Genomic DNA, 18,602 nt, shown 5'->3' on the forward strand with positions numbered 1-18,602 from the left:
CCGCGTCGCGGGCTACGGGCGGGTACGCCTTTGCCAGATCGGTATGACGAACGCTCTGGTATCGATACCAGACAAGCAACAAATTCCCCCTGCACCAGCACGGCGCTTTGCTACGGTGAAAAGTGTTGGTAGTGCGCACACTACAATCATGAAAACCATTGAGTACAAGCGGGAATGGGACAACGATGGATGCACAGCTGGCGTGCAGCAGGCACGCAGAGATCACCCGCAAACAAGGAGAGACACATGGCACTGAAACTGGCCATCAACGGGTACGGCCGCATCGGTCGCATGGTATTGCGCGCCTGGCAGGAACGTTTTGCCGACAAGGGCATTGAAATCGTTGCCATCAACGATCTGGGCAACCCGGAACTGCACGAACACCTCACCAAGTTCGACTCCATCCACGGCCCGTTCCCCGGCAGCGTGGCGCTGGAAGGCGACAAGCTGGTGGTGAACGGCAAGCCGATCCAGCTGCTGTCGGTACGCAACCCGGCCGAGCTGCCGTGGGGCGAGATGGGCGTGGACATCGTGCTGGAATGTACCGGCATCTTCACCAAGCGCGACAAGGCCGGGCTGCATCTGCAAGCCGGTGCCAAGAAGGTGCTGATCTCCGCGCCGGCAGACGACGCCGACGCCACCATCGTGTTCGGCGTGAACGACAACACCCTGCGCGGCGGCATGAGCATCGTCTCCAACGCCTCGTGCACCACCAACTGTCTGGCGCCGCTGGTGAAGCCGCTGAATGACACCCTGGGCGTGGTGCATGGCCTGATGACCACCGTGCATTCCTACACCAATGACCAGGTGCTGCTGGATACCGAACACAGCGATCTGCGCCGCGCCCGTTCCGCCGCGCTGTCGATGATTCCGACCAAGACCGGCGCCGCCGCCGCGGTGGGCCTGGTGCTGCCGGAGCTGAAAGGCAAGCTGGACGGCTTCGCCGTGCGCGTGCCGACTGCCAACGTGTCGCTGGTGGATCTCACCTTTACCGCCGCGCGTGATACCAGCGTGGCCGAGGTGAACGAGATCGTCACCGCTGCGGCCAACGGTGCGCTCAAGGGCGTGCTGGCGGTGAACACCCTGCCGCTGGTGTCCATCGATTTCATGCACAACCCGGCGTCCAGCGTGTTCGACTCCACGCTGACCCGCGTGATCGATAGCCGTCAGGTGAAGGTGCTGTCCTGGTACGACAATGAATGGGGCTTCTCCAACCGCATGCTGGATACCGCCCAGGCCTGGGCCGCGGCCAAGTAAGGCCGTGCTGCCGGTGCGTGCCAGCAGCGAGGGTTTCTTACCGGTGGCCGTGTGGAGACGGCCGCCTCGCTCTTTAGTTCTTCTGTTGCTTCTATTGTGCATAGACCCGCTCGCCTGCCCCGCAAAGGGCAGGCATTTTTTTGCGCGCGAGGCGGCGGGCAAGGTTGGCCGCACGATCCGGCCGGGTGGGGGCCGCGGCTGCCAGCTGCCAGCTGACGGCTTGGCGCAGTGCCATGCCGTGGCTGCCGGGGCGTGCCGGCGTCATGGTTGATGCCGGCAGGGCGGGCCGCAGTGGCGGCGACACGCCTTGTAATTCGACTACAACGTGGCGCAAGCCCCCGGCAGCAACCGGGGCGGTGGCTGTAGTGGCGCGATTACCTAGTCGTCGTCGCGCAGCGCCGGCATGCGCGGCGGCACCGGCTGGTCGATTACCATCGAGGTCTTGGTATCGCCGTACTGCATCAGGCGCGCGATCACCGCCTGCAGCGTGCTCATGGTGTCCACCGCCACGCGTATCATCAGCCCGCTGCTGCCGGTGATGGAGTCGCAGGCGGTGATTTCCGGCATGCCTTTCAGCGTCTCCACCACGCCGTAGTACTCCAGGTTTTTCACCGTCAGCTCCACCAGGCACTGGATCGGGTAGCCCAGCTTGTCGGGGTTGATGATTGCGCGATAACCGCTGATTACGCCGCTTCGTTCCAGTTTTTCCACCCGATCGGCGACTGCCGGCGCGGAAAGGTTCACCCGGCGGGCAAGTTCCGCAAAGCTCAGACGGCCGTTTTCGTGCAGCGCAGCAAGGATTTTGCGGTCGAACTTGTCCATTTTTTCGATTCCAAAGCCAGGGTAGCGAAAATAGATTGTATACAAAGTGAAGCGGCCGAAAAACCTTCGATTCACTATTACCAGGGGCGATTATCCTCCGTAAAATTCGCCTCGTGTTGAAGCAGTAGGGTCCGCGCCCGAGTGCTTCGACTTCTGGATCTGTTGTGAGGGTGCTCATGTCCCTGAGCATCTTTGAACTGTTCTGGTGATCTCTTTGTCCCTGGTCTTTATGGTTGTTGGCGCCACGCGCCGGCAGCTGACCTCTTCTGGCCTGTCCCTTACCGGACAGGCCATTTTTTTTGTCCGCCGCCACGCCAGGCCCGGCCGCCGCGCCGCCACAAGGTGAAGTGTCATATTTCTGTAACGGCTGCTTTCTATCCTTGCCATAATTGCTACCGGGAGGATTTACGCGCATGCCAGCCAATATTCTGCTTGTCGAAGACGAGCCGGCGATTCAGGAACTGATTGCTTTCAACCTGGTTCAGGCCGGGCACCACGTGCTGCGCGCCAGCACCGCGGAGGTGGCGCTGACGCTGGTCAAGAACGCGCTGCCGGATCTGGTGCTGCTGGACTGGATGCTGCCGGGCGCCTCCGGCGTGGAGATCGCGCGCAAGTTGCGCGCCGACGAACGCACGCGCCAGATCCCCATCATCATGCTCACCGCCCGCTCCGACGAGCAGGACAAGGTGCAGGGGCTGGATGCCGGCGCCGACGACTACATCACCAAGCCGTTCTCGCCGCGCGAGCTGCTGGCGCGCATCAAGGCGGTGCTGCGCCGCCGCGCGCCGCAGATGACCGACGACGCGGTGGAGGTGAAGGGCCTGCGGCTGGACCCGGTGACCCACCGCGTGCAGGGCAACGGCGACACCATCGACCTCGGCCCCACCGAGTTCCGCCTGCTGCATTTCTTCATGACCCACGCCGAGCGCGTGCACTCGCGCACCCAGCTGCTGGACCAGGTGTGGGGCGATCACGTGTTCGTGGAAGAACGCACCGTGGACGTGCACATCCGCCGCCTGCGCAGCGCACTGGAGGGCACCGGGCACGACGGCCTGATCCAGACCGTGCGCGGCACCGGCTACCGTTTCTCGGCGCAGGGGTAAGCCTTGGCCGAATTCCTTGTCGTACGGCTGGTGACCCTGGCGGTCATCGCCGTCATCTCGCTGATCTGCGGGCTGGTGTGGGGCGAACTGACCGGGCTGGCGCTGATGCTGGGCCTGCTGGTGACCTGGCTGGGCTTTCACCTTTATCACCTGGGGCAGCTGCTGCGCTGGCTGGAGCGCCCGGCGCCGCGGCGGGTGCCGGACGGCTTCGGGCCGTGGAACACCGTGTTCATGGCGCTGTACCGCCAGGCGCGGCGGCAGAAGCAGAGCAAGCGCCGGCTGGCCATCGTGCTGGACCGTTTCATCAACGCCAGCGAGGCGATGCCGGACGGCGTGGTGGTGCTGGACGAGTACGACCGCATCGAGTGGATCAACCCGATGGCGGTGGACCACCTGGGGCTGGACCGCCGCAAGGATGTCGGCAGCCAGATCCTGAACCTGGTGCGCGAGCCGGAATTCCACGACTACATGGCCGAGCAGCGCTACAGCCAGCCGTTGATCCTGCGCAATGCCGGCAATGGCCCGGAGCTGGTGCTGTCGATCCAGCTGGTGCCGTTCGACATCAAGCGCAAGCTGCTGCTGACCCGCGACATCACCCAGCTGGAACGGGTGCAGACCGTGCACCGCGACTTCGTCGCCAACGTGTCGCACGAGCTGCGCACGCCGCTCACCGTGGTGGGCGGCTTCCTGGAAACGCTGTCCGACATGCCGGCGGTGGACGACGCCACCCTGCGCCAGTTCCTGTCGATGATGCTGGAGCAGTCGCGGCGCATGCAGAGCCTGGTGGAAGACCTGCTGACGCTGTCGCGCATCGAGAACAGCCCGCACGGCGTGGCGCCGGACACGGTGGACATGGGTGCCATGCTGGACACGCTGCTGGTGGAGGCCGAGGGGCTGTCGCAGGGGCGGCACCACATCGCGTTGCAGCGCGACAGCGGGCACAACCTGCTGGGCAACCAGCAGGAGCTGCACTCGGCGTTCGGCAACCTGGTGTCCAACGCGGTGCGCTACACGCCGGAAGGCGGCAGCATCACCCTGCGCTGGCGCGAACTGGACGACGGCCGCGCGGCGTTTTCGGTGACCGACACCGGCATCGGCATTCCGCCGGAGCACCTGCCGCGCCTCACCGAGCGCTTCTACCGCGTCGACCGCGGCCGCTCGCGCAGCAACGGCGGCACCGGCCTCGGCCTCGCCATCGTCAAGCATGTATTGATGCGGCATCATGGCAAGCTGGAAGTCCGCAGCGAGCCGGAGCAGGGCAGCGAGTTCAGCGTGCTGTTCAGCCCGGAGCAGGTGGCCTGAGCCGCTGGCAAGTCCCCCAAGGTTGGCTGCGGCCAACCTTTTGTCTTTCTGTCGCCGTTACCGGAGGCCCGCCATGCTGCACCACATTGTGTTGTTCCGCTTTCACGATCATCTCGACGCCGCCGCCATCGCCGCGGTGCAGGCCGACTTCGCCGCGCTGGTGCCGGCCACCGGGGTGGTCGCCGACTTCCGCCACGGCCCGGACTGCAGCCCGGAAGGGCTGGCGCAGGGCTTTAGCCACGGCTGGCTGCTGCAGTTTGCCGGCGTGGCCGAGCGCGACGCTTATCTCACGCACCCGGCGCACCAGCAGTTCGTCGCCATGGTGCAGCCGCTGCTGGCGGCGGCGCTGGTGTTCGATTTCGTCGACTGACCGTGCCGGGGCTGGCCGCCGCTGCCGCAAACGGTTCTGTTTGCCGCCTGCGGCGCTGTAGTGGCTTTGCTTCACGCCGGCATCGGGTTAGCATCACCCGACGATATTCCCCGTTTTCCAGCCCTTTTCGAGTAGCACACATGAACCGACTGCAAGCCATCCGCCCGTTCGGCCAGCGCATCTGGCTGGACAACCTGTCCCGTGAACTGCTGGCTTCCGGCGAGCTGGCCCGCCTGCTGCAGGAAGACGGCATCGCCGGCGTTACCTCCAACCCGGCCATTTTCCACAAGGCGATCAGCAGCGACCCGCGCTACCGCGACGAACTGGCGCAGCTGAAGAGCAATGCCGCGCTCAGCGCCGAGCAGCGCTACGAGACGCTGGTGCTCGCCGACATCCAGGCCGCCTGCGACCTCAACCTGGCGCAGTACCGCGCCAGCGGCGGCGACGATGGCTACGTGTCGCTGGAAGTGTCGCCGGCGCTGTCGCGCGACGAAGCCGGCACCCTGGCCGCCGCGCGCCGGCTGTGGGCGGCGATCGACCGCCCCAATGCCATGATCAAGATCCCGGCCACTGCCGAGGGCATCGCCGCCTTCCGCCAGCTCACCGCCGAGGGCATCAACGTCAACATCACCCTGCTGTTCTCGCTGCCGCAGGTGGCCGCGGTGTGGGATGCCTACATCGCCGGCCTGAGTGCGCGCCATGCCGCCGGCCAGCCGCTGGGCCACATCAAGGCGGTGGCCAGCTTCTTCCTGTCGCGGGTGGACAGCCTGCTGGATGCGCAGCTGCCGGCCGAGCTGCAGGGCAAGGTGGCGGTGGCGCTGTCGCGCGTCGCCTACCAGCGCTACCTGGCCCGCTTCCACGGCAGCGAATTCGCTGCGCTGAAAGCCGCCGGCGCCCGGCCGCAGTTCCTGCTGTGGGCGTCCACCGGCACCAAGAACAAGGCCTATTCCGACGTGCTGTACGTGGAAAGTCTGATCGGCGATGAAACCGTCAACACCGTGCCGGATGCCACCCTGGCGCTGTTCCGCGACCACGGCCACGCCGCCGCCACCCTGACGCAGCAGGTAGAGGCCGCCGCGGCAACGTTGGCCGCAGCGCAGGCCGCCGGCGTGGATTTCGACGCCATCGGCGAGCAGTTGCAGCAGGATGGCCTGGCGCTGTTCGACAAGGCGTTTGCCGAGCTGCTGCAACTCACCGCCTGAGCGGCCGCGCCGCAGTAAAAAAGCTCCCCGCGGGGAGCTTTTTTATTGGCCGGCGCCTGGTGCTGGCGGCTAGTTGGTGCTGGGCGGGCAGCGGCTGGCCGGCAGCCGGCTGTCGCACAGCTGCACGCTGCGCAGGTAGTGCAGCCACGGCAGCAGCTGCGCCTTGCTGGGCGAGAACTTGAAGGCCTTCTGGATCACGTAGAAGCTGTCGTGGCCCTGGATGGTCTTGAACCAGGTGTTTTCCGGCTGGCCGGTGGCCGGGTTGTTGGGGCAGGCGAGGAACCACAGCGCATACGGGTAGCCGTTCTCGCGGCCGTCGGCCACCACGTCGTAGGCGCTGCCGGGGCAGGCGAAATCCCATTGCTTGACCATGATGTCGCGGAACGCCTGCGGGGTGGCCACCTTCAGGCCGTGGAACACCTGGGTGGTGAGCATCTCGTCCCAGTGCTGCGCCGACTGTGCCGCCGGCACCATCTCGGTCATCAGCAGGCTGTCCTGCTGCAGCTGGTAGTCGATCTTGTAGCCGGGCGGCAGGCTCTGCAGCAGGTTTTCGCTCTGCGGCTGGGCCAGCGCCGGCAGGCTGGGCAGCAGCAGGCCCAGCAAGGGCAAGCAGAAGGGACGCATGGTGCCTCCGGTGGGCGGGTGTGGCCGCCAGCGGCGCTCAGGACACCACCTGGTTGCGTCCCTGCGCCTTGGCGCGGTACAGCGCGTTGTCGGCACGTTCCAGCGCGCTCTCGCAGCTGGCATCGTCGGCGGCAAATTCGCTGATCCCGATACTGATGGTAGCAGCTGCGTCGCCGATGCCCAGCGCGGCAAAGGCGTGCAGTGCCTGCTGGCGCAGGCGCTGGGCGATGACGGTGGCGCTGGGCAGCCCGGTCTGCGGCAGCAGGGCGACGAACTCGTCGCCGCCGAAGCGCGCCGGCACGTCGTTGCCGCGCAGCTCGGCGCGGCACACGCCGGCCAGCGCGATGATGACCTGGTCGCCCATCAGGTGGCCGTGGCGGTCGTTGATGTGTTTCAGGTGGTCGATGTCGAACGCCAGGATGGCGCTGGGCGTGCGGTAGCGGCTGAACAGCGCGAAGTGCTGCTGCATCGCGGCCAGCAGCTTGCGGCGGTTGGCCAGCCCGGTCAGCGGGTCGGTCTCGCTCTGCGCGCGCAGCCGGGTTTCCAGCTCGTGGCGCGGGGTGATATTGCTGGCCACCCACAGCACCGCGTCCTCGCCCGCCACCTGGAACGCCAGCCGCTGCACCCGGCCTTCGAACCAGATCGGCTGGCTGGGGCCTTCCGCCTTCAGCCCTTTCACATCGCTGCCGGCCAGGGTGTATTCCACGATGTGCAGGCCGCCGCCGTGCAGCGCGCTGGCGATTTCGCCGAGGAAAAAGTCGGTTTTTTCCCGGGTCAGCACATCGCCGATCGACAGGCCGACCAGGCCGCTGCCGTCGTGGTAGTAGCGCAGGTCGGCGCCGCCGAACACCGCGGCGTAGCGGCCGCTGCGGGTGAGGATGAACACCGGGTCGGGCAGCGCCGCCAGGATGGCGGCGAACTGGTCGTTGGAAAGGGCCGAATTGTGCATGCTGGCAGCGGGCCGGGCGGCGCCGGCCGCGGGAGGAATGGCGACCTTCTTACACTAGCACGCCATGCCGCCGGCGTAGCGGACGGCGGCGCTTCAGCGCGGCGCGGTACGCCGCGCCGCCATGCGCTGGCCGGCGGCGTGCAGCTCCGCCTCGCTGATCAGCGCGCTGGCAGTGGGAAACAGCCAGGCTTCCTCGCGCGCGGCGTGCTCGCGGTACAGGCGGGTGAACTCGTGGATCTCGCCGGCGTTGAGCGTGGCCAGCGTGCCGGCGGCGTAGGCGTTGAGGTCGTCGCGGATGGCGTTCCAGCGCGCATGCAGGTAGCCGTGCTCGCCCAGCAGCTGCTCGATCTTCGGCGCCGCGTCCGGCTGGCGCGCCAGGATCAGCGGGAACAGTTCGTCTTCTTCGTCCTGGTGGTGCGCCGGGCCGGCCACCTCGAAGTAGCGCACGATGCCGGCGATGCTGTTGCCCAGCGCGGCGCTGTTGCCGTGGGCGGCGATGTAGGCCGGCAGCGCGTCCAGCTGCTGGCAGAAGTGGCGCACCTTGTCGTGACAGGCGTTCAGCATTTCCAGTGGCGCATCGAACGACGGTGCGGCGGCGGACAGGGCATCGAGCTTGAGCATGGCAGTCTCCTGCGATAAAGGTTGGCCGCAGTATCGCGCCGCCCGTGTTGCCTGCCTATGACGGCGCTCAACTTCCGGCGTCTGCCGTGTGGCGGGCGGTTGCGGTAAAGTGCGCGTTTGCCTGTTGAGACGGAATGCCGCGATGACCGTTCCCTTCCACGTCTGCCCGCTGCCGCGCGATGCGGCCAACCTGGCCGCCGCGCTGGCGCTGCACGATGCCGCCCATGCGCTGGAGGTGTCCTGGCTGGATGGCTACCCGCTGCCGCGGCTGTGGCCGGACGCCGCCGCCATCGCCGCCGACACGCGCCAGCTGCTGGCCGCCTACGACGAGGCCGGCACGCTGTGCGGCCTGCTGCTGGCCAGTGCGCTGGCCGACGACGGCATCGACATCGAGCGCACGCTGGTGCTGCCGTCGCGGCTGGGCGAGGGCTGGGCCGGGCGGCTGCTCACCGCTGCGCTGGCACCGGCGCGCCACGCCACGGTGATGACCGCCGCGGCCAACCATGCCGCCCGGCGCTGCTATCACAAGGCCGGTTTCGAGCTGGTGCGCACGTTCGCCGCGCCGGACGGCCTGCCGTTGCTGGCGCTGGCCTGGCGGCGCGACGACAGCCCGCTGGCGCTGACGCTGGACGCCGACGGCTGGGTACCGCAGGCGCAACAGCTGCCATCGCCCAACTGCGACGCCTATCCCGAGCTGGGCGCCGCGCCGGCCACGCCGCTGCTGGTGCTGCACAACATCAGCCTGCCGCCCTATCAGTACGGCGGCGACGGCGTGCCGCAGCTGTTCAGCAACACGCTGGACCCGGACGAGCACCCCTATTACGCCAGCATCGCCAGCCTGCGGGTGTCCTGCCATTTCTTCATCCGCCGCGACGGCAGCCTGCTGCAGTTCGTGCCCACCAGCCGCCGCGCCTGGCATGCCGGTGCCTCGCACTGGCGCGGTCGCGAGCGCTGCAATGACTTCTCGCTGGGCATCGAGCTGGAAGGCTGCGATTTCGAAGCGTTCAGCCACGCGCAGTACCGCACGCTGAGCGCGCTGGCGGCACTGCTGCAGCGCAACTGCGGCGTGGTGGCGATTACCGGCCACGAGCACATCGCGCCGGGGCGCAAGACCGACCCCGGCCCGTACTTCGACTGGGCGCGGCTGTCGGCCGGCATCGGACGGGCGCTGCCGGAGAACTGAGCGCCGGCCTGGCCATCGGGCGCCGGAAACAGCAAGGGCAAGCCATTCGGCTTGCCCTTGTCGCTGCAGCATGCGGCCAACGTTGGCCGCAAGACCCGGCTTACAGCTCGACCTGCGCCCCCATCTCCACCACGCGGTTGGACGGAATCTGGAAGAAGTCGGTGGCGCGCAGCGCGTTCTTGCTCATCCACACGAACAGCTTCTCGCGCCACGGCGCCATGCCTTCGCGCTCGGTCTGGATCAGCGTCTCGCGCGACAGGAAGAACGAGGTGTCCATCAGCTCGAAGTGCAGCTGCTGCTGCTCGCACAGGTCGAGGATTTCCTGCACGTTCGGCGTTTCCTTGAAGCCGTAGGCGGCCAGCACGCGCCAGAAGCTGTTGGACAGCCGCTCGATGCGGATGCGCTGCGCCTGCTCCACATACGGCACTTCCTCGCTGCGAATGGTCATCAGCACCACGCGCTCGTGCAGCACCTTGTTGTGCTTCAGGTTGTGCAGCAGCGCGTGCGGTACGCCGTTGGTGGTGCTGGTGAGGAACACCGCGGTGCCCTGCACCCGGTCCGGCGAGTAGGTTTCCATGTTCTCGATGAAGCCTTCCAGCGGAATGGCCATCTCGTTCAGGCGTTCCATCAGCAGCTTGCGGCCCTGTTTCCAGGTGCTCATCAGCATGAACGCCGCCACGCCGATGGTGAGCGGCAGCCAGCCGCCGGCCAGGATCTTCACCACGTTGGCCGCAAACAGCGGCACGTCGATGATCAGCAGCGCCGCCAGCAGCGGCGCCACCAGCCACGCCGGCCAGTGCCAGCCGCGCAGCGCCACCGAGCAGGCGAGGATGGAGGTGATCACCATGGTGCCGGTCACCGCGATGCCGTAGGCGCCGGCCAGCGCGCTGGAGCTCTGGAACATCACCACCACGGCGATCACCGCCACCAGCAGCCCCCAGTTGATCAGCGGGATGTAGATCTGGCCGATTTCATGATCGGAGGTATGGGTGATCTCCATGCGCGGCAGGAAGCCCAGCTGCACCGCCTGGCGGGTGAGCGAGAACACGCCGGAAATCACCGCCTGCGAGGCGATCACCGTGGCGAAGGTGGACAGCACCACCAGCGGCAGCAGCGCCCACTGCGGCGCCAGGTGGAAGAACGGGTTGGCGCGCGCTTCCGGGTTGGACAGAATCTCGGCGCCCTGGCCGAAGTAGTTCAGCAGCAGCGCCGGCAGCACGAAGCAGAACCACGCCAGGCGGATCGGCTTGGCGCCGAAGTGGCCCATGTCGGCGTACAGCGCCTCGGCGCCGGTCAGCGCCAGCACCACCGAGCCCAGCGCCAGAAAGCCCACCGCCTGGTGGTGCAGCAGGAACTGCAGCCCCCAGGCCGGGTTCAGCGCCGCCAGCACCGCCGGATTGCCCGCCACGCCGTGCAGGCCCAGCGCCGCCAGCGAGCCGAACCACAGCATCATCACCGGGCCGAACAGCTTGCCGACGCTGGCGGTGCCGTGCTTCTGGATCAGGAACAGCGCGGCCAGCACCACGATGGCGATCGGCAGCACGTAGGGCTTGAACGCCGGGGTGATCACCTCCAGGCCCTCCACCGCCGACAGCACCGAGATGGCGGGAGTGATCACCACCTCGCCGTAGAAGAAACCGCCGCCCATCAGCCCCAGCATGCCCAGCAGCCAGGCCTTGGGACCGACCACGTAGCGGCGCGCCAGCGCCATCAGCGTGAGGATGCCGCCCTCGCCGCGGTTGTCGGCGCGCAGCACGAAGCTGAGGTATTTGAGGGAGACGATCAGCAACAGCCCCCATACGATCAGGGACAGGATGCCCAGCACGTTGGCCTCGGTGACGGCGAGGCCAAGGTGGGGACTGAAGCATTCTTTCAGGGTGTAGAGCGGGCTGGTGCCGATGTCGCCATAGACCACGCCCATGGCCGCCAGGGTGATACCGGCCAGTGCTTGCTTATTGTGTGCCTGCATGATGTTTGTATTTATGGATTCGAGAGTCTGTCGGCAATGCCATGTTGCATTGCAAAAACGACCACAGGTGAGCGCGCAGGGTACTCCTGTGCCTGGGAAACTGCCACGCCCGGCCAGTGCCGCGGGTCGCTTTATGTCGTTTGTGTAGATGGTTTGCCACAGATGGCGCCCTGACGGCCGGCGCTGGCGGCAGCCTGCAAGCCGGCATGCGCTTTTTTGATATTTTTCAATAAAAAAACATTCAGCATTTACCTGCATTGAGTATGCTGACAGCCTGTCTGAATGCAAGGAGCCGTCGGTGTCATTGCGCGTAATCCTGGCCGCCTGCTGCGCCTTGCTGTCAAGCATTGGCGGCAGCGCCGCCGCCCCGCTGCTGCTTACCCAGCAGCAGGCGCCCTATGCCATGCAGGGCGCGGATGGCCAGCAACAGGGCATCGCCTTGCAGGCGATACGCTGCGCGATGTCGCGCAGCGGGCAGCAGGCGGCCATCCGCTTCATTTCCTGGTCGCGGGCGCAGCGGCTGGTGGAAACCGGCGCCGCCGACGGCTACTTCCCGGCGTCGCGCAATGCGCAGCGCGACGAACTGGCGCAGTGGTTCGGCCCGGCCGCGCCGCAGCAGTGGCGCTGGTACCTGCGCCGCGACAATCCGCTCAACCCGCTGGATGCCGATTTCGCGCAGCGCGCCCGCGTTGGCGCCTATGCCGGCTCCAATATGCACCAGTGGCTGGAAGACCACGGCTACCAGATCAGCGTCAGCCCGCCGGGGCACGACCAGATGCTGGACGTGCTGCTGGCCGGCCGCGCCGATGCGGTGCTGGCGGCCAACCTGGCGATGGACGAACTGATCGCGGCGCGCGGCGTCGGCCACAAGGTGAAATCGGTGCTGGCGCAGGAAAAACCGCTGGGGCTGTACCTGTCGCGCAGCTTTCTGCAGCGCCAGACGCCGGAGTTCGCCGCCCGTCTGCAGCAGGCGCTGCAGGCCTGCTACCGCGCGCCGGCCTGAGGCGCGGCTGCCGGCGGCGCTGACGCTGGCGGGACGATCGTGCGCACGGTTTTTCCTGTCCCGGCCGCGACCTCTGCAGAGTTACCACCCGCCGCGCCCGCCGGCCCGGATGCTGCGGCCAACCTTGCCTGGCACGCTTGCCTCTCGTCGTCAGCCCGGCAGCGCCGTCGCCGGCGGCGCAACTGCCGCCCCGGCCGGGTGGGTGTCAAACACGCCGCTGTAGCGGTACACCTCGCCCAGCAGCGGGTGGGTCAGGCGGAAGTCCATAGCAAAGCGGCTGTCGTCCAGCGCCTGTTCCACGATGCTGGTGTGGCCCAGCAACCATTCCGGCAGCGGCAGCCGTACTGGGCCGAGCCGGACGATAAAGCTCTCGCCGCGGTAGTGCAGCTGCTGGCCGACCACATAGGGCGTCATCGCCAGCCCCAGCAGCGGGTTGACGTATTCAATCAGCTGGCCGTGCTTGCCGGCCTCCCAGCAGCTGTCGAAGCGCAGCACCTTGCCGTCGGGAAAGACGATGCGGCGTTGCCAGCGCTGCCGGCCCTGCTGCTCGTCCTTGCGTACCTCGGTGGGCAGTTGCCGGCCGCGGCGGTGTACCAGTGCGCCCAGCAGATGCAGCAACTGCAGCAGCGGCTGCATGGCGCGCGGGTAGTGGATGTCGAGGTGGCCATGCTCCACGCTGTGGCCAGCTACGTAATGGGCCTGCAAGGCGGCTGGCAGCTGCTGCCAGTCTTTGCCCAGTAACTGTTGCATCAAGCTGCTCATCATTGTGCTCCGGGGAGGTGTTTGAAAACCATCAATGCCACCACCAGCACCATGGCGCTGAAGGCGGGCACGCCGAGCCAGAACCAGCAGCGGGCGTACTGCCAGTACTGCGGCGGCAGCGGGCTGTGCTGCGCACAGCTGCTGGCGGCGATCTGCCGCATGCGGATCTGCAGCCACACCACCGGCAGCCAGCAGATGCCAGCCAGCGTGTACAGCGTCAGGGTGGCGGCAAGCCACGGGGTGGATAGCGGCAGGCCCAGCTGCTGCACCAGGTAGAGGCCGCTGAGCGGCTGGAAGATCACGGTAGGGGTGGTGAACAGCCAGTCGGCCAGCACCACGTGGCGGTTGGTGGCGGCGATGTGCGCAACGTTGCCGCTGCGGTCGGCCATCCACTTGTAGAAGGCGCTGCCGAGGCCGGTGCCGAACAGCAGCACCATGCTGAGAATGTGCAGGGTTTTGATCAGCGGGTAGCTCATGAGCTTTCTCCTGGTGTGTCGGCGTGAAAGAACAGCTGCGGCGAGGGCGACAGTGGCGGGCGCCCCAGCAGCCGGGCCAGCGGCTCGGGGTTGGCCGCACGGCTGGCCAGCAGCATGCGCAGGTTGTCCGGCTGCAGTAGCGGGCTGAGGTGGCGACCGACACGCAGCAGGGCCAGCAGCAATGCCGGCGGAATGGCCAGTACCGGCGCCGGCGCCTGGCCGCGTGCCGCGCGTATGGTCTGCAGCCAGTCGGCAAAGCGCAGCGGCTGCGGCCCCACCACGTCCACGCTCTGGCCGGCCACGCCTTGCGCCAGCGCTTGCAGCACCGCGGCCACCACATCGCTGATGTGCACCGGCTGCACCAGCTGGCGGCCACCGTCCGGCAGTGGCAGCAGTGGCAGGCGCGCCAGCTGCATGAAGGCGGCGCTGCTGGCACTGCCCGGGCCGTAGACCAGCGCGGGGCGCAGCACCAGCCAGTCCAGCGGCAGGCTGCGCAGATGGCGGTCGGCGGCGAGCTTGCTCAGGTGGTAGGCGGTGAAGGCGCTGTCGTCGCAGCCCAGTGCCGAAATCTGGATCACCCGTGAAATACCGGCCTGCACGCAGGCGTCGAACAGCGCGCACGGGGCCTGCGTGTGCAGGCTGGCAAAACGCTGCCCCGGCTGTTCGGCGATGATGCCCACGGCGTTGATCACCACATCGGCACCCGCCAGATGGGGCAGCCAGTGCTGCGCGCTGTGCAGCTGGCTGAAATCGGCGCCGTGGCGGCGCGACAGCGGCCGCACGTGGTGACCGGCTGCCAGCAGGGCAGCACTCAGGTGGCGGCCGATGAAGCCACTGGCGCCGGCAAGCAGGATGTTCATTACTGTGCCTCCCCGGTGGTGGCCGGCGGCAGCGGGATGAAGCGGCCCAGGCGTTTGCCTATGCTGCGCAGCCCCAGCAGCAAGCCGGCCAGGGTGGCGATCAGCACCAGTTGCAGGCTGTTCAGCGGGGCGACACTGGTGGTGAACAGGCTGACCAGCAGGGCGAGCAGCAGCGGTGCCACGGTCAGCATCACGCGGGTGTAGCTCAGCCAGAAGGCGGCGCCCTGTTCGCTGGCGCACAGTTGGGTCAGCAGGTTGCGCAGCGGCAGCGACAGTGCGCGCAGCACGAGCGTGCTGGCGCAGAGGCTGATCAGCGCGGCAAGCAGTAGTTGCAGGTAGGCATGCATGGCGATCTCCCGATGGGGTGTGGAGATTCCAGTTTCGTGTCTCAGCGCAGGGTAAACCTCCGCTTTGGTCGGACAGGAGCAATTTATTGCTCCGGAAAGATCATTCCGGAGAAAAAACCGTCAGTTTGCCGGCGCTGCCGCTTGCCCCTGCTGCAGTTTGCGATACTGCCCGGGCGTGGTGCCGGCCACTTCGCGGAAGGCTTCGTAGAAATTGGACTGCGAGGTGAAGCCTACGCTCAGGCCGACCGACAGCACCGAGGCAGAGGGCTCCTCGCACAGCATGCGCTGCGCGGCGGCGACGCGCTGCTCGCGCAGGTAGCGGGCAAAGCCCTTGCCCAGGCAGCTGTTGAGCAGCTCGGACAGCTGGTGGCTGCTCAGGCTCATGGCTTGGGCGAGGCCGGCCAGGCTCAGCTCGGCATCCAGGTACAGCTGCTGCGTTTGCATCAGCGCTGCCAGCCGCGCCAGCGCGGCATCGCGGTCCACGTTGCCGAGCGTGGAGTTGCTGTAGGCGGTGTGCAGCGTGGTGTTGAGCTCTTCTTCCAGCTGCGGGCGCATGGCTAGGGTCAGCTGTACCAGCAGGAAGGCCAGGCCGATGGCCACGGCGTACAGGCTGTGGAACAGCTTGCCCGGCAGCGCGGTTTGCAGCAGCCCCAGCAGCGCTACGCCGCCGGCGATGGCGAATACCGCGCCCAGCAGCAGCATCTCGCGCTGGAAGTTTTCCCGCTCCTGGCGCAGCGGATACAGCACGCGTGCCAGCCACAGCAGGTAGCCGGCGCCGATGGCAAAGGCCAGCGGCAGCGCGACGCCGGCCGGCACCCAGACGCTCAGCAATACCGGCAGCCCGTGCAGCAGCAGGGTCGGCGGCCTGCTGGCGGCATCCGGCTGCAGCAGCGGGCGGCTGAACAGATAGAACGCCGGCGCCACCAGGTACAGGGTGACGAAGTAGGGCCGCTGCAGCACCCAGGGCAGGTCCAGGTACAGCCAGGCGAAGTGGCATAACTGCAAGGCCGCCAGTGCCAGCAGTAGTACCTGCCCGGCCAGGCCGGCCAGTGGTGTGCTGTGCCGGCGCAGATGGCTCAGCCCCAGCGCCAGGGCGCAGAACAGGGAATAACCGGTAAACAGGATGGCCAGGGCGGCGATGGTTTGCATGGGCGGACAGGTGAAAACGGGTGCCCGGAAATATGTCGGAATCATGGTTGGCGGTCAATTCCGCCAGTGCACGCGGCGAGCGGCTGCCAGCTGCTGTCGCGCATGCGGCCAACCTTTCCCCTCGCCGCCGCTACCCGCTACAATCAACGTCATTTTGCAGCATTTCCAAGGAACCCCGCCCATGCGCGCCTCGCAGTTTTTCATTTCTACTCTGAAAGAAGCCCCCGCCGATGCCGACATCGTCAGCCAGAAGCTGATGCTGCGCGCCGGTTTCATCCGCAAAGTTGCCGCCGGTGTCTACAACTGGATGCCGATGGGCCTGCGCTCGCTGCGCAAGGTGGAAAGCATCGTGCGCGAGGAAATGAACTGCGCCGGTGCCATCGAGATCGTGATGCCGGTGGTGCAGCCGGCCGGCCTGTGGCAGGAAACCGGCCGCTTCGACGGCATGGGTGACGAGCTGCTGCGCTTCAAGGACCGCCACGAGCGTGATTTTGTGATCCAGCCGACTTCCGAGGAAGTGGTGACCGACATCGCCCGCAACGAGCTGAAAAGCTACCGCGCGCTGCCGAAGAACTTCTACCAGATCCAGACCAAGTTCCGCGACGAGCGCCGCCCGCGTTTCGGCGTAATGCGCGGCCGCGAGTTCACCATGAAGGATGCCTACTCCTTCGACCGCAGCGCCGAAGCAGCCGGCGTCAGCTACGACACTATGTATGCCGCCTACTGCCGCATCTTCGACCGCCTGGGCCTGACCTACCGCGCGGTGGCGGCCGATACCGGCGCCATCGGTGGCGACCGCTCGCACGAATTCCAGGTAATCGCCGACACCGGCGAAGACGCCATCGTCTACTGCCCGAACTCCGACTATGCGGCCAACATCGAGCTGGCCGAAGCGGTGGCTCCGGCCGGCGAGCGCGCCGCCGCCGCCGAGGCGCTGACCAAGGTGCACACCCCGGGCGTGAAGACCATCGCCGACCTGGTGCGCTTCCTGAACATCGACATCAAGGCCACGGTGAAGGCGCTGGTGGTGGAAGGCGAAGAGGGCGACGCGGTGCTGATGCTGGTGCGCGGCGACCACGAGTTGAACGAAGTGAAGGCGGAGAAGATTGCCGGCATCAAGAAGCCGCTGACCATGGCCACCCCGGCACTGATCAACAAGGCCTTCGGCGCCAACCCCGGCTCGCTGGGCCCGGTGGGCTTCAACGGCCGCATCATTGCCGATCGCACCGTGGCCAAGATGGCCGATTTCGTGATCGGCGCCAACGAGGACGACCAGCACTACACCGGCGCCAACTTCGTGCGCGACTGCGTGGAGCCGGAAGTGGCCGACCTGCGCAATGTGGTGGTGGGCGACGCCTCGCCGGACGGCAAGGGCGAGCTGGCGATCCAGCGCGGCATCGAAGTGGGCCACGTGTTCTACCTCGGCACCAAGTACTCCAAGGCCATGGACGCCACCTTCCTGGATGAAGACGGCAAGCCGAAACACTTCGAGATGGGCTGCTACGGCATCGGCGTTACCCGCATCCTGGGCGCCGCCATCGAGCAGAACTTCGACGACAAGGGCATGATCTGGCCGGACAGCATCGCGCCGTTCAGCGTGGTGATCTGCCCGGTGGGCTACGACCGTTCCGAGGCGGTGAAGGCCACCGCCGACCAGCTGTACGGCGAACTGCTGGCCGCTGGCGTGGATGTGATCATCGACGACCGCGGCGAGCGTCCGGGCGCGATGTTCGCCGACTGGGAGCTGATCGGCGCACCGCACCGCGTCACCATCGGCGACCGCGGCCTGAAGGAAGGCAAGCTGGAATACCAGCACCGCCGCGACAGCGAAGCCACCGCGGTGGCGCCGGCCGACATCCTGCCCCTGCTGCTGGCCAAGCTGGGCTGAACCGTGGCGGCAGGGCGGGCTTTGCCCACCCTGCGCCGCTGGACTAAAAACCAAGCATGAACCCGTCGCGCCTGTTGCCGCTGTTTGCCGTGCTGGCTGCCGTCTCCGTTTGCGGGCCGGCGTGGGCCGGTGCGCAGCGGGAAGAGGCGCTGGCGGCTAACGTCGCCTCGGCGATGTCGCGCAGCATTGCCGACGTCAACGCGCCGCGGCTGGTGTTCGACAACCCGCGTGAAGGCCCGCTGTGGCTGGCGGAAATGTCGCGCCGGCTGCAGTCGCGCATTCCGGACCAGTGGATGCGTGAGCGGCTGCTGACCGCGGTGCAGTACGAGGCCACCCGCGCCGGGCTGGACCCGCAGCTGGTGCTGGGCTTGATCCAGGTGGAAAGCGGTTTCAACAAGTACGCCATTTCGCCGGTGGGCGCGCGCGGGCTGATGCAGGTGATGCCGTTCTGGGTGCGCAGCATCGGCGCCGCCGGCCACAATCTGTTCGATCTCACCACCAATCTGCGCTACGGCTGCACCATCCTGCGTCACTACCTGGATATCGAAGGCGGCAACCTGTTCCGCGCGCTGGGGCGCTTCAATGGCAGCCTGGGGCGCGCGGAATATCCCAATCTGGTGGTGGGCGCCTGGCAGCGGCACTGGCAATGGCTGGCGCCGGGCAACGACAAGCTCGCCGCGCTGCCGTGAGCGGCAAACAAAAAGCCACCGTAACG

Annotated in this window: 19 protein-coding genes and 1 pseudogene; 10 read left to right on the forward strand and 10 right to left on the reverse strand. The window is 67.1% G+C overall.

The window, feature by feature from the left end:
• Positions 1–246 precede the first annotated feature (246 nt).
• A complete protein-coding gene (gene gap, locus ACFOLG_RS05145; RefSeq protein ID WP_386089161.1) occupies positions 247–1,257 on the forward strand; it encodes a type I glyceraldehyde-3-phosphate dehydrogenase in 1,011 nt (336 codons plus the stop codon).
• A gap of 378 nt (positions 1,258–1,635) precedes the next feature.
• Here the strand turns inward: gap and ACFOLG_RS05150 are convergent, their stop codons facing one another.
• Positions 1,636–2,079, reverse strand: coding sequence for an Lrp/AsnC family transcriptional regulator (locus ACFOLG_RS05150; RefSeq protein ID WP_386089164.1), 444 nt, complete (start codon positions 2,077–2,079; stop codon positions 1,636–1,638).
• 413 nt (positions 2,080–2,492) lie between these two features.
• Here ACFOLG_RS05150 and phoB point away from each other — a divergent pair, with 413 nt between their 5' ends.
• The 4 genes from phoB to tal all read left to right on the forward strand — a co-directional run bounded on the left by phoB (position 2,493) and on the right by tal (position 6,056).
• The gene (gene phoB, locus ACFOLG_RS05155; RefSeq protein WP_386089167.1) at positions 2,493–3,182 is read left to right on the forward strand and encodes a phosphate regulon transcriptional regulator PhoB; all 690 of its coding nucleotides are present in this window, start codon (positions 2,493–2,495) and stop codon (positions 3,180–3,182) included.
• Between the two features lie 3 nt (positions 3,183–3,185).
• Complete coding sequence (phoR, locus tag ACFOLG_RS05160) at positions 3,186–4,484, forward strand: phosphate regulon sensor histidine kinase PhoR (RefSeq protein ID WP_386089170.1); 1,299 nt, start codon at positions 3,186–3,188, stop codon at positions 4,482–4,484.
• A 73-nt stretch (positions 4,485–4,557) separates the two neighbouring features.
• The gene (locus tag ACFOLG_RS05165) at positions 4,558–4,854 is read left to right on the forward strand and encodes a Dabb family protein (protein ID WP_386089173.1); all 297 of its coding nucleotides are present in this window, start codon (positions 4,558–4,560) and stop codon (positions 4,852–4,854) included.
• 140 nt (positions 4,855–4,994) lie between these two features.
• Positions 4,995–6,056, forward strand: coding sequence for a transaldolase (gene tal, locus ACFOLG_RS05170; protein WP_386089176.1), 1,062 nt, complete (start codon positions 4,995–4,997; stop codon positions 6,054–6,056).
• Positions 6,057–6,125: 69 nt separating this feature from the next.
• On the opposite strand, the gene ACFOLG_RS05175 is transcribed toward tal, so the two are convergent.
• From ACFOLG_RS05175 to ACFOLG_RS05185, 3 genes are all read right to left on the reverse strand, one after another.
• Positions 6,126–6,680, reverse strand: coding sequence for a hypothetical protein (locus ACFOLG_RS05175; RefSeq protein WP_386089179.1), 555 nt, complete (start codon positions 6,678–6,680; stop codon positions 6,126–6,128).
• 37 nt (positions 6,681–6,717) lie between these two features.
• The gene (locus ACFOLG_RS05180; protein ID WP_386089182.1) at positions 6,718–7,629 is read right to left on the reverse strand and encodes a GGDEF domain-containing protein; all 912 of its coding nucleotides are present in this window, start codon (positions 7,627–7,629) and stop codon (positions 6,718–6,720) included.
• Between the two features lie 93 nt (positions 7,630–7,722).
• Complete coding sequence (locus ACFOLG_RS05185; protein WP_386089185.1) at positions 7,723–8,250, reverse strand: hemerythrin domain-containing protein; 528 nt, start codon at positions 8,248–8,250, stop codon at positions 7,723–7,725.
• Positions 8,251–8,392: 142 nt separating this feature from the next.
• Here ACFOLG_RS05185 and ACFOLG_RS05190 point away from each other — a divergent pair.
• Together ACFOLG_RS05190 and ampD are read left to right on the forward strand one after the other, a co-directional pair.
• Positions 8,393–8,815, forward strand: a pseudogene (locus tag ACFOLG_RS05190) (GNAT family N-acetyltransferase); the annotation flags it as partial.
• A 54-nt stretch (positions 8,816–8,869) separates the two neighbouring features.
• Positions 8,870–9,433, forward strand: coding sequence for a 1,6-anhydro-N-acetylmuramyl-L-alanine amidase AmpD (gene ampD, locus ACFOLG_RS05195; RefSeq protein ID WP_386089326.1), 564 nt, complete (start codon positions 8,870–8,872; stop codon positions 9,431–9,433).
• Positions 9,434–9,533: 100 nt separating this feature from the next.
• Here the strand turns inward: ampD and kup are convergent, their stop codons facing one another.
• Positions 9,534–11,402 (reverse strand): low affinity potassium transporter Kup, encoded by a 1,869-nt coding sequence (kup, locus tag ACFOLG_RS05200; RefSeq protein WP_386089188.1) that lies wholly within the window; start codon positions 11,400–11,402, stop codon positions 9,534–9,536.
• Positions 11,403–11,700: 298 nt separating this feature from the next.
• On the opposite strand from kup, the gene ACFOLG_RS05205 reads away from it, so the two are divergent.
• On the forward strand, positions 11,701–12,405 hold the full coding sequence (locus ACFOLG_RS05205; protein ID WP_386089191.1) for a substrate-binding periplasmic protein: 705 nt from the start codon (positions 11,701–11,703) through the stop codon (positions 12,403–12,405).
• A 150-nt stretch (positions 12,406–12,555) separates the two neighbouring features.
• On the opposite strand, the gene ACFOLG_RS05210 is transcribed toward ACFOLG_RS05205, so the two are convergent.
• From ACFOLG_RS05210 to ACFOLG_RS05230, 5 genes are all read right to left on the reverse strand, one after another.
• Positions 12,556–13,155: a DUF4166 domain-containing protein gene (locus ACFOLG_RS05210; RefSeq protein WP_386089194.1), complete on the reverse strand. Its 600-nt coding sequence runs from the start codon at positions 13,153–13,155 to the stop codon at positions 12,556–12,558.
• A gap of 11 nt (positions 13,156–13,166) precedes the next feature.
• Positions 13,167–13,643, reverse strand: coding sequence for a DUF2269 family protein (locus tag ACFOLG_RS05215; protein ID WP_386089197.1), 477 nt, complete (start codon positions 13,641–13,643; stop codon positions 13,167–13,169).
• Complete coding sequence (locus ACFOLG_RS05220; protein ID WP_386089200.1) at positions 13,640–14,503, reverse strand: NAD-dependent epimerase/dehydratase family protein; 864 nt, start codon at positions 14,501–14,503, stop codon at positions 13,640–13,642. The genes ACFOLG_RS05215 and ACFOLG_RS05220 overlap by 4 nt, the downstream gene beginning before the upstream one ends.
• On the reverse strand, positions 14,503–14,850 hold the full coding sequence (locus ACFOLG_RS05225; RefSeq protein ID WP_386089203.1) for a hypothetical protein: 348 nt from the start codon (positions 14,848–14,850) through the stop codon (positions 14,503–14,505). Before ACFOLG_RS05225 ends, ACFOLG_RS05220 begins: the two co-directional genes overlap by 1 nt.
• 120 nt (positions 14,851–14,970) lie before the next feature.
• A complete protein-coding gene (locus ACFOLG_RS05230; RefSeq protein ID WP_386089206.1) occupies positions 14,971–15,999 on the reverse strand; it encodes an AraC family transcriptional regulator in 1,029 nt (342 codons plus the stop codon).
• A gap of 181 nt (positions 16,000–16,180) precedes the next feature.
• Between ACFOLG_RS05230 and ACFOLG_RS05235 the strand changes: the two genes are divergently transcribed.
• A complete protein-coding gene (locus ACFOLG_RS05235) occupies positions 16,181–17,887 on the forward strand; it encodes a proline--tRNA ligase (RefSeq protein WP_386089209.1) in 1,707 nt (568 codons plus the stop codon).
• Between the two features lie 56 nt (positions 17,888–17,943).
• Complete coding sequence (locus ACFOLG_RS05240) at positions 17,944–18,576, forward strand: lytic transglycosylase domain-containing protein (protein WP_386089212.1); 633 nt, start codon at positions 17,944–17,946, stop codon at positions 18,574–18,576.
• Positions 18,577–18,602: the final 26 nt, after the last annotated feature.

Origin of the sequence: Vogesella facilis (genome assembly GCF_042648525.1) — a bacterium.
GTDB classification, from domain to species: domain Bacteria; phylum Pseudomonadota; class Gammaproteobacteria; order Burkholderiales; family Chromobacteriaceae; genus Vogesella; species Vogesella facilis.

Bases quoted from the DNA above. Each gene is read 5' to 3' on its own strand.
- gap (WP_386089161.1), top strand. From the start codon at position 247: ATGGCACTGAAACTGGCCATCAACGGGTACGGCCGCATCGGTCGCATG.
- ACFOLG_RS05180 (WP_386089182.1), bottom strand. From the start codon at position 7,629: ATGCACAATTCGGCCCTTTCCAACGACCAGTTCGCCGCCATCCTGGCG.
- ACFOLG_RS05185 (WP_386089185.1), bottom strand. From the start codon at position 8,250: ATGCTCAAGCTCGATGCCCTGTCCGCCGCCGCACCGTCGTTCGATGCG.
- ACFOLG_RS05235 (WP_386089209.1), top strand. From the start codon at position 16,181: ATGCGCGCCTCGCAGTTTTTCATTTCTACTCTGAAAGAAGCCCCCGCC.
- phoB (WP_386089167.1), top strand. From the start codon at position 2,493: ATGCCAGCCAATATTCTGCTTGTCGAAGACGAGCCGGCGATTCAGGAA.
- ACFOLG_RS05230 (WP_386089206.1), bottom strand. From the start codon at position 15,999: ATGCAAACCATCGCCGCCCTGGCCATCCTGTTTACCGGTTATTCCCTG.
- ACFOLG_RS05210 (WP_386089194.1), bottom strand. From the start codon at position 13,155: ATGCAACAGTTACTGGGCAAAGACTGGCAGCAGCTGCCAGCCGCCTTG.
- ACFOLG_RS05150 (WP_386089164.1), bottom strand. From the start codon at position 2,079: ATGGACAAGTTCGACCGCAAAATCCTTGCTGCGCTGCACGAAAACGGC.
- ACFOLG_RS05220 (WP_386089200.1), bottom strand. From the start codon at position 14,503: ATGAACATCCTGCTTGCCGGCGCCAGTGGCTTCATCGGCCGCCACCTG.
- tal (WP_386089176.1), top strand. From the start codon at position 4,995: ATGAACCGACTGCAAGCCATCCGCCCGTTCGGCCAGCGCATCTGGCTG.
- ACFOLG_RS05165 (WP_386089173.1), top strand. From the start codon at position 4,558: ATGCTGCACCACATTGTGTTGTTCCGCTTTCACGATCATCTCGACGCC.
- ACFOLG_RS05175 (WP_386089179.1), bottom strand. From the start codon at position 6,680: ATGCGTCCCTTCTGCTTGCCCTTGCTGGGCCTGCTGCTGCCCAGCCTG.
- ACFOLG_RS05240 (WP_386089212.1), top strand. From the start codon at position 17,944: ATGAACCCGTCGCGCCTGTTGCCGCTGTTTGCCGTGCTGGCTGCCGTC.
- ACFOLG_RS05225 (WP_386089203.1), bottom strand. From the start codon at position 14,850: ATGCATGCCTACCTGCAACTACTGCTTGCCGCGCTGATCAGCCTCTGC.
- ACFOLG_RS05215 (WP_386089197.1), bottom strand. From the start codon at position 13,643: ATGAGCTACCCGCTGATCAAAACCCTGCACATTCTCAGCATGGTGCTG.
- kup (WP_386089188.1), bottom strand. From the start codon at position 11,402: ATGCAGGCACACAATAAGCAAGCACTGGCCGGTATCACCCTGGCGGCC.